Below are 8,551 nucleotides of genomic sequence, written 5' to 3'. Positions count from 1 at the left end.
TTATGGCACTTGCTGCGCTGAAATGCGAGGCTGAGACCGCGAATTGGGCCGAAGTCCTTTCGCATGATGAAGCAGTAAGGGCGACGCGCATTTCAACATTGGAGCTGAACGGTTTCGGAGCCTTCCTGCCGCAGCTGGAAGCGGCCCACCCGCACGCCATCGAAGAAGTCATTGGTACTGAAATCAACCGACAGCTCGCAAACCTTATGGAGGTAGGACGTGCACCCATTTTGCATGACGCACTCCACCATGGCACACTATTCATGCGCGACATCGCAGCCGCAGCGGCTACAGATAGCCTACCGGGATTTGAGAATGCGCTGGGGCAGAATACCCAGACCGACCTTAAGTACGCCTTCGAACTGATTGCTGGCCATGGCACGGATGAGGCCATTTCGAATGCCGTTGGAGCGATCCAAAATCATATCGACACATCCAACCAAATCACTGCTGAAAGCCAGCGGTTCTGGCTGAAAATGTTGACCCAACTGAGCCTAGAGCAAGGGTGCGAAGCGGTGCTGGCAGCGACCGCTGACTTATCAACGCAAGAGTCCCGAGAAGCTGCAATTTCAATACTTGCCGCGATCTTCGGTGATCGCCACTGGGGCGGGCAACCGAGTTTTGATGGGGTGGAGAATGGCCGTCGCCTCGATTTGTTGACCCAGCTGGTCATAAGAGCCTACCAAACGGTGCGCCCGCAAGAGGATCAGCACCATGAAGGCACCTTTACACCGAACACTCGCGACCACGCTGAGGAAGCACGCGGTTACCTTCTGAGCACCCTTACTTCCACGAAGTCGCCGAGAACGCTGTCGGTGCTTTACGAATTATCCGCGATGCCCGAATTCGCGCATCTGACTGACCGTTTGAAACAGATGGCTACAGAGTTAGCGGCGAACATATCGGAACCCGAGGCCATGAATGCCTCGGCATTCCGAACATTCGACCAAGAGCGAAACTACCGTGCCTATGATGACCCGTCACTATTTGCGGTCATGAATCACAGGCTAGCAGACTTTGAACACCACCTGCTTAACGACGAGCAGACAACTGTAGCAACTTTGCGAAAGGTGGAAGGCGAAACAGAGCTACGTCAATTTCTTTCCTACTGGCTGACCCAGAACGCTCGAAGTGCATACAGTGTCACACAAGAAGCCGTCGCAATTGCTGAAAAGCGAACAGACATCCGATTGCACGCAGCCGGTTTGGACCGATACGCATCTGTAGAAGCGAAGTTAGATGACGCAAGACATCGATGGAGCGGAAGCCAACTGAGAGATGCTTTGATCGACCAACTCGTGGGGCGTTATCTGAACCATGAGCGATGTCGAGTTGGCTGCCTTTTAATCTGTATGCGTGAACCGCGGCAATGGGAGCATCCAGACACCGGCGAAAGAATGGATTTGGAAACGATGGTCGCCTGGTTGCAGAGTATTGCCAACGCCATCATGGAGGAACGTTCAGAACTGCTGCTTTCGGTGAAAGGGATCAATTACTCAGTTACCGCGAACGAGTAGATACGCGACCACCTCGGGGCTGCAGGTTGACGGTCACCGGAGCCAGGCTCAATCTCTAGCTTTGGGGCCCTTTCTTGACGAAGTTTGGCTCTCAATCCTCGGCTACAAGCCCGCCGAACGGCTCGAGGCTAGGCCCGCAATCGTTACTTCGGCAAAAAATACAAGCTGCCGAGCGGTAGTCCTTTGGCAAAGACGCTGCACCCCAGTTGCACTCTCTTTGGACACTTCCGGCGCCTTGAACGCTCCATTCTGGCAATCAGTCAAACCAACTGGCCGCTTCGCACGACATCGAAGGCCAGGATGCAATCGCGAGCAAACGGCAAAGTAGAAGCCCTCGGACTGCAGCGCTACGGGAAATGGGCAAGATAAAAGCGCCTGCCACAAATGCCGCAAGTCACTGACGTGACTAGCGTTTTCGCGTGCATGCAAATCGGTCGTGTGCAGGTTTCCTGCAAATTTGCAGTGTTTTCAGACCGCTGGTATGCACACTGCGGAAACCTGCTCTTGGCGCCTGCTCGGTTGAAGACGCGACAACTTCGAGCATTGGGAGGTGGCATCTCGGGCTCAACAATGGGAGCGCGAGATAAAAGAGGTGCCGCATGGCCACCTCAAGTTGCTGTTGTTCAGAGAGAATATCCGCCGCAGTCACACGGCTATTGAAGCATCAATAGTACCAACCCACTGACGTGAAGTTATTTTCCGCGCGGCGCTGCGCCGATCCCACGAAAAAATGCAACTACCCCAACCCAGCCAGAACACCGCTCAGCAACACCACACCCGCCTCCCGCCTGTCATTCCCCGCCACAGGTCTACTCCGCCCGTTCTTGGCTTCGTTCCCCCCTCCCTTTCCGGCATCCTCGAGGCACCCGAAACCCCAACCGATCGCCCCATGCCCAAGCGTCCCGACATCCTGCCGCCCACTCTAGCGCCCCGCGGTCTCTCGCGGACCGAGGCGGCGGCCTATATCGGGGTCTCGCCCACGCTGTTCGATCACCTGGTCCGCGACCGGCGCATGCCGCCGCCCAAGCGGATCAATGCCCGCACCGTCTGGGACCGGAAAAAACTTGACCGGGCGTTCGAGCTGATCCCTGATGGGGATCACTCCGACCACAATCCCTGGGACGACTGACGGCTGACGAAAGGCAGCGTGTGCCATGCTCACATTCAGGATGAGAGACGGCTCGGGCAGCATCCGCCTGAAGCACGTTATCGAGGATACCGACCGGCACGGGAACGTGCGCGTCTACCTGCGGCGGCCCGGGCACCTGAAGGTGCGGCTGCGCAGCCAGCCGGGAACGGAGGACTTCCTCGCCGAATACCGCGCCGCGATGATGGGGGCGACGCCGCGCGCGCCGGCCGGACCGCTCGAGCGGCGTGGCGCGAGGGGCAGCTTCAAGTGGCTCTGCGAACAGTACTACGTCTCGGCTGAATACCAACGGCTGGGTGATCGTACCAAGTATGTCCGGCGCAGCATCCTCGACCGGATTTGCGAGAAGAACGGATCGAAACCCTACGCGTTGATGGAGCCTCGCCACGTCCGGCGCATGCGCGACGAGATGGCGGACAGGCCGGAGGCGGCGAATGGATTCGTCAAGGCGCTGCGGCAGGTCTATGCTTTCGCGGTCGAGTACGAGCTGGCGCAGCGCAATCCGGCCCGTGACGTGCCCTACCTCAAGGCCAAGGGCGACGGCTTCCATTCCTGGACGATGGAGGAGGTCCGGCAGTTCGAAGACCATCACCCGATCGGCAGTAAGCCGCGGCTGGCGCTCGCGCTCATGCTCTATACCGGTCAGCGGCGGTCGGACATCGTCAGGCTCGGGCCGCAGCACATCAAGGAGGGTTGGATCACCCTGACTCAGGCCAAGAACCGCGAGCGCAAGCCCGTCACCCTCTCCATCCCGGTCCTGCCAGAGTTGAAGACCGTGCTCGACGCCACGCCTACCGGCAATCTCGCCTTCCTCGTCACGGCCTTCGGCAAGCCCTTCACCTCGAACGGCTTCGGCAACTGGTTCCGCAAGCAATGCGACGAGGCCGGGTTGAAGCATTGCTCCGCCCACGGGCTCCGGAAGGCGGGCGCGGCTCTGGCGGCCGAGAACGGCGCGACCGAGCGGCAACTGATGGCGATCTTCGGATGGACGACCATGAAGGAAGCCTCGCGCTACACCCGCGCCGCGCGCCAGAAGGTGCTGGCGGCGTCGGGGATAAAGCTCCTGTCGCGGGAAGGAAGCGGGCCGGAAAGAGGGGAAACTCTGGGTGGCGAACCATGATACACCGTCTTCCCCCGCCAAGACAGAAACGACCAACAAGAACACAAAGGAGGCAGTCATGAGCAAGACCGAGAAACTGAAGCTGGATGAAGGCGCAACCTCGACGCTCCCGCCAGAGGCATTTGCCGAATTCCAGCGAGCGACGGATACCCCCGGCAAACAGATTCCCGGCCTCGTTCGCGCAGCGGAAAAGGCACAGGGACTGCTCAAAGACGCAGACTGATCCTTGTCCCAAGCCTGCGGAAGCGACATCACCGTCCTTCAGCTCGTTCTTGCAAAAAAAGTCTCTCAAGGCTATATAGCTTCAAGGAAGTATTTACCCGATGCCGTGGACCGTATCCTTTGCCGAGGAGTTCGAACCGGAATTCGATGCCCTGCCACAAGAGGTGCAGGACGCGATCCTCGCCCGGGCGCTGCTGCTCGAGCGGGAAGGACCCATGCTCGGGCGACCCCATGCAGACACCCTGACCGGGTCGAAGCATGCCAACATGAAGGAGCTGCGCTGCACCGCCTCCGGTGGCGTCTGGCGCATCGCCTTCGCATTCGACCCCGATCGGCAGGCGATCCTGCTCGTCGGCGGAGACAAATCGGGTGGCAGTGAGAAGCGGTTCTACAAGGCGTTGATCGCTAGAGCGGACGACCGCTTCGACCGCCACCTGGAGAGACGGAAAGGTTGACGACGATGGCCCGGAGCCTGAAGGACAAGCTGGCGACCCTCGACCCCGCCCGCCGCGCTAAGATCGAGGCCGAGGCGGATCGACTGCATGCCGAGTACCTGACGCTTCAGGAGCTGCGAAAGGCAAAGCAACTGACCCAGGTTCAGCTGGCCGAAACCCTCGGCGTCCAGCAGGCCACCGTTGCGAAGTACGAACGCCAGAGCGACCTCCTGCTCTCGACGCTGACAAGCTATGTCCGCGCGATGGGGGGCGAGCTCAAGCTGATGGTCGAGTTCCCTGGTAAAACTCCAGTCGCGCTTGAGGGGCTAGGCGAGACGGACGAGCCGCGGCGCAGGCGGCAAACAGGTGCCTGAGCCCGAAAGGTGCATAGGGGCCTCTCTCAATTATTGAGCCCAAGTGTTTCCAGGGTCGCCCGATCAGGTGCGCCAGTTTCCGGCAATCCGACTGAAGCTTGGTACGCACGCATTGCCCTTTGCGAAGCTGGCCCCCATTGCCCGTCCGGCGTACCTGCGTCAAAGCCTCCAGCATTCAGCAAGGTTTGGATTGCGCGATAATCGTCTGAAGAAAGAGAAAGCGTTGTCCAACCACAGGCCCCGGCAACTTCTTCGAATGCAGCCTGAGCGCCAGAAAGATCAAAAACGGCATCGTGCCGCTGCCCATTGGACTCAACAAGGCGGATGAAGAGCTGATTGGCATCATAAAGGGTTCGAATGAAGGCTTCCGCTTCACTACCGAACAAACCCGCGCCCTTGTTGCTCGTCAAGCTGCTCCAGCGGGCTTGCAACGCCGCTTCATCGTCAACCCGCAGTGTCATATCGAAGGAATTCCTACGGAAGTCGGCCATCAGGAAATCGTCTTGAACAAAAATGAATGCGGTTTCGCCCTCCGAGCATCTCGCCACAAGTGCCGTCAAACCCGTGAAACTGTTCGGATCGTATTGTGAATAGTTGACTGCGGTTATCTGAGGGCTGTCGTCAATCGCTGCTCTTTCCGCTTCGATCGTCCACCATCCAGATATCTGATGACCATCTCGATGCGCTTGTTCAAAGGGCTGCAGTGTGTAGTCGGTATTAGGAAAACCCGGGTCTGCCCAAACCACGCTTTGGCCTTCTGCGCCAGACGCCTCAACAGCCCCTTCGTCAGCTATGACAGAGGTCTCAACCTGTTCAGAGGGCATCTGTGCAATTGGAAAGGCAATCCCATAGCGCGCCTGCAAGTAGCCCATTTGAAGTTGGGCAAGCGTAAGACGTTCAGTCTCAAGACGGCTCAATGCGAGCGCTTGAACAAGCCCACCCGAACTTGCCGCCTCACTTTCTGCCTGGCTTATCCTTTCTTGAGCAGCGGCCATTTCTCCCAGCAACTGCTCGGCCCGGCGCTCATCGGTTTGGATTGCCGACACTACCACTTCAATGGTGGCACCACCTGCTTCGGCATTAATACGGTTTTGGACAACGGTCCGTGCAAGAAGCAGGGCCTCACGACGAGCTTCGATCAAACCGAGTATCAAGCCGCCATCGTATCTAGACGTGAGTGCCTCAACCTCGACCAGCTGTCTTTCGATGTCATCCAGTTCCGATTGCAGCGGGTTTTCCTCCGCCAGGGATGGAGCGCTGAAGACGAGCGCAACAAAGATAGCCAACGGCCGGACAATCATCTCGCAAACCTCCACACCGGTTTTCGTGGAAGGCTAGCTCAGCAGGCCTCAACCAGCAAGCGAGTGCCCTGGCCCGGAGCGTAAGAGAAAGTGTGCTCGAACCTCCAAGACGAACGACTCCCCGACTGCCGCCGAGGGTGCGATTTCGCGCACCGGAACGCGAACGTCTCACGAACAAAAAAGTCCCACTTTTTCCCAGACACGAAAACGGTGGGACGATTTTGCCCCATAACCCATTGATATCATTCATACTAAGAGGTACTTTGGTGCCCGGGGGCGGAATCGAACCACCGACACGAGGATTTTCAATCCACTGCTCTACCCCTGAGCTACCCGGGCACGGGTGAACGATCATCGTTCAGGTGGCGGCGTTCTATGTGACGGTTTGGGGCGTGTCCAGTGGGTTTTCGACCTAAATCGTAAAAACAAACATTGAAGCTAAAACGACATGAACAGCGGTGCCTAGGTGGTCGCTTCGGGTTGTCTTTAATCGTCATATGATGAAGGTGGCTGCATGGGACCAAGCTTTGATTTCGAAGACCATTTACGCCTGTCTGGCGCTCACCGGATTGCCGGGGTGGATGAGGCGGGGCGGGGTCCGTTGGCGGGGCCGGTGGTTGCAGCAGCGGTTGTGCTTGATCTCGCCAGTGTCCCGGAAGGTCTTAACGACTCGAAAGTACTCACGGCGAAGAAACGATCAGCACTCTTGGAAATGATCCTGACGTGTGCAGATGTTGGAGTTGGCTTGGCAAGTGTTGCTGAGATCGACGAGTTCAATATCCTGCGGGCAAGCCATCTCGCGATGAACCGCGCCATCGCAGAATTGGATGTTGCCCCGGACCACGTGTTGATCGACGGAAATCTTGTGCCGCGCGATTTAACCTTGTCGGCGACCGCTGTTGTAAAGGGAGACAGCCTATCTGTAAGCATCGCAGCGGCGTCAATTGTGGCCAAAACAAGGCGCGATGCGATCATGTGGGATTTGGCGCAACAGTACCCCGGCTATGGCTGGGAGCAAAATCAGGGATACCCCACGAAGTGTCACAAAGAAGCCCTTCGAAATCTTGGTGTAACCCCACACCATAGACGTTCGTTCAAGCCCGTCCACAATATGTTGTGACAAGATAAATTCATAACCACTTGATTCAAAAAAGAAATTGACCGCGAATCGCCTTTGACTCATCTTTTGTTCCAATCACAGAGCGCAAAATCAGCGCCGGGACGATAGGCAGAGAATGACAAAGATGACCAAACCGAACAGCGCGGATGCGCTGCCGATCAACACGATTCTTGCGGGTGACTGCATCGAGATCATGAATGGATTGCCCGCCGCATCCGTGGATCTTATTTTTGCCGACCCGCCCTATAACCTGCAGCTGAAAGGCGATCTGCATCGCCCCGACAATTCCCGTGTCGATGCGGTGGATGATGAGTGGGATCAGTTCTCCAGCTTCAAGGCCTATGACGATTTCACCCGCGCCTGGCTCAAGGCCGCGCGTCGCCTGCTGAAGCCCGATGGAGCCATCTGGGTGATCGGATCATACCACAACATCTTCCGTGTCGGGTCCGCGTTGCAGGACGCAGGGTATTGGATCCTGAACGATGTGGTTTGGCGCAAATCGAATCCGATGCCGAATTTCCGTGGCAAGCGGTTTACCAACGCGCACGAGACCATGATCTGGGCGTCGAAATCGGAGGGTGCAAAGTACACCTTCAACTACGAGGCGCTCAAGTCGTTGAACGAAGGCATCCAGATGCGCTCGGATTGGGTTCTGCCAATCTGCAACGGTGGTGAGCGTCTCAAGGATGGGGCAGGCGAAAAGGCGCATCCCACCCAGAAACCGCAGGCTTTGCTGCACCGGGTGCTGGTCGGCTCCACCAAACCGGGCGACGTCGTGCTTGACCCGTTTTTTGGCACGGGCACCACGGGGGCCGTGGCCAAGATGCTGGGCCGTGACTGGATCGGCATTGAACGCGAGGCTAAGTACCGCGTCGTCGCCGAACAGCGGATTGCATCTGTGCGACGCCTCGACAAAGCCGCGCTTGAAACCTCGACAAGCAAACGCGCTGAACCGCGTGTGCCGTTCGGCCAGTTGGTCGAACGTGGCATGCTGCGTCCGGGCGAAGAACTTCTTAGCATGAACGGACGTCATAAGGCCAAAGTGCGCGCCGATGGCACGCTGATTGGTAATGACATCAAGGGCTCGATCCATCAGGTTGGCGCCCACCTCGAAGGTGCACCAAGCTGCAATGGTTGGACCTATTGGTGCTTCAAACGCGACGGGAAAACCGTTCCAATTGACGTGCTGCGCCAGCAGATCCGCGCCGAGATGAACTGATCCCACCGAACACCGCCGGTGCCTGCGGCCATGATCCCGCGGCACTACACCTTGCCCCGCCGGTTTTCGGCGGGGTTTTTTGCTTCCGGCCGTTCTC

At 58.0% G+C, this 8,551-nt stretch carries 9 protein-coding genes and 1 tRNA gene; 8 read left to right on the top strand and 2 right to left on the bottom strand.

The window, feature by feature from the left end; all coding sequences use genetic code 11:
- The 6 genes from MCRY_RS23015 to MCRY_RS20415 all read left to right on the top strand — a co-directional run.
- Positions 1-1,517, top strand: a 1,517-nt coding sequence (locus MCRY_RS23015; RefSeq protein WP_085633339.1) for a hypothetical protein, incomplete at its 5' end; no start/stop codon positions are given.
- Between the two features lie 730 nt (positions 1,518-2,247).
- Positions 2,248-2,646, top strand: coding sequence for a helix-turn-helix transcriptional regulator (locus MCRY_RS23445; RefSeq protein WP_238939392.1), 399 nt, complete (start codon positions 2,248-2,250; stop codon positions 2,644-2,646).
- A 25-nt stretch (positions 2,647-2,671) separates the two neighbouring features.
- Complete coding sequence (locus MCRY_RS20430; protein ID WP_085633335.1) at positions 2,672-3,784, top strand: tyrosine-type recombinase/integrase; 1,113 nt, start codon at positions 2,672-2,674, stop codon at positions 3,782-3,784.
- 58 nt (positions 3,785-3,842) lie between these two features.
- Positions 3,843-4,007 (top strand): hypothetical protein, encoded by a 165-nt coding sequence (locus MCRY_RS23010; RefSeq protein ID WP_171046129.1) that lies wholly within the window; start codon positions 3,843-3,845, stop codon positions 4,005-4,007.
- Between the two features lie 100 nt (positions 4,008-4,107).
- The gene (locus tag MCRY_RS20420) at positions 4,108-4,461 is read left to right on the top strand and encodes a type II toxin-antitoxin system RelE/ParE family toxin (protein WP_085633331.1); all 354 of its coding nucleotides are present in this window, start codon (positions 4,108-4,110) and stop codon (positions 4,459-4,461) included.
- A 5-nt stretch (positions 4,462-4,466) separates the two neighbouring features.
- Complete coding sequence (locus MCRY_RS20415; RefSeq protein WP_238939415.1) at positions 4,467-4,814, top strand: helix-turn-helix domain-containing protein; 348 nt, start codon at positions 4,467-4,469, stop codon at positions 4,812-4,814.
- A gap of 26 nt (positions 4,815-4,840) precedes the next feature.
- On the opposite strand, the gene MCRY_RS20410 is transcribed toward MCRY_RS20415, so the two are convergent.
- The gene (locus tag MCRY_RS20410) at positions 4,841-6,115 is read right to left on the bottom strand and encodes a peptidoglycan-binding domain-containing protein (RefSeq protein WP_085633327.1); all 1,275 of its coding nucleotides are present in this window, start codon (positions 6,113-6,115) and stop codon (positions 4,841-4,843) included.
- 264 nt (positions 6,116-6,379) lie between these two features.
- A tRNA-Phe gene (locus tag MCRY_RS20405) sits at positions 6,380-6,454 on the bottom strand.
- A gap of 175 nt (positions 6,455-6,629) precedes the next feature.
- Between MCRY_RS20405 and MCRY_RS20400 the strand changes: the two genes are divergently transcribed.
- Together MCRY_RS20400 and MCRY_RS20395 are read left to right on the top strand one after the other, a co-directional pair.
- Positions 6,630-7,235: a ribonuclease HII gene (locus tag MCRY_RS20400; protein ID WP_085633325.1), complete on the top strand. Its 606-nt coding sequence runs from the start codon at positions 6,630-6,632 to the stop codon at positions 7,233-7,235.
- A 115-nt stretch (positions 7,236-7,350) separates the two neighbouring features.
- Positions 7,351-8,454 (top strand): site-specific DNA-methyltransferase, encoded by a 1,104-nt coding sequence (locus tag MCRY_RS20395; RefSeq protein WP_085633323.1) that lies wholly within the window; start codon positions 7,351-7,353, stop codon positions 8,452-8,454.
- The last annotated feature ends 97 nt before the right edge of the window (positions 8,455-8,551 follow it).

It is taken from the genome of Marivita cryptomonadis (assembly GCF_002115725.1).
Taxonomy (GTDB): Bacteria; Pseudomonadota; Alphaproteobacteria; order Rhodobacterales; family Rhodobacteraceae; genus Marivita; species Marivita cryptomonadis.
Note: the sequence above shows the minus strand (reverse complement) of the source record. Positions and strands in the feature narration are given on the sequence as shown.

Bases quoted from the DNA above. Each gene is read 5' to 3' on its own strand.
- MCRY_RS20430 (WP_085633335.1), top strand. From the start codon at position 2,672: ATGCTCACATTCAGGATGAGAGACGGCTCGGGCAGCATCCGCCTGAAG.
- MCRY_RS20395 (WP_085633323.1), top strand. From the start codon at position 7,351: ATGACAAAGATGACCAAACCGAACAGCGCGGATGCGCTGCCGATCAAC.
- MCRY_RS20410 (WP_085633327.1), bottom strand. From the start codon at position 6,115: ATGATTGTCCGGCCGTTGGCTATCTTTGTTGCGCTCGTCTTCAGCGCT.
- MCRY_RS23010 (WP_171046129.1), top strand. From the start codon at position 3,843: ATGAGCAAGACCGAGAAACTGAAGCTGGATGAAGGCGCAACCTCGACG.
- MCRY_RS23445 (WP_238939392.1), top strand. From the start codon at position 2,248: ATGCAACTACCCCAACCCAGCCAGAACACCGCTCAGCAACACCACACC.
- MCRY_RS20400 (WP_085633325.1), top strand. From the start codon at position 6,630: ATGGGACCAAGCTTTGATTTCGAAGACCATTTACGCCTGTCTGGCGCT.
- MCRY_RS20420 (WP_085633331.1), top strand. From the start codon at position 4,108: ATGCCGTGGACCGTATCCTTTGCCGAGGAGTTCGAACCGGAATTCGAT.
- MCRY_RS20415 (WP_238939415.1), top strand. From the start codon at position 4,467: ATGGCCCGGAGCCTGAAGGACAAGCTGGCGACCCTCGACCCCGCCCGC.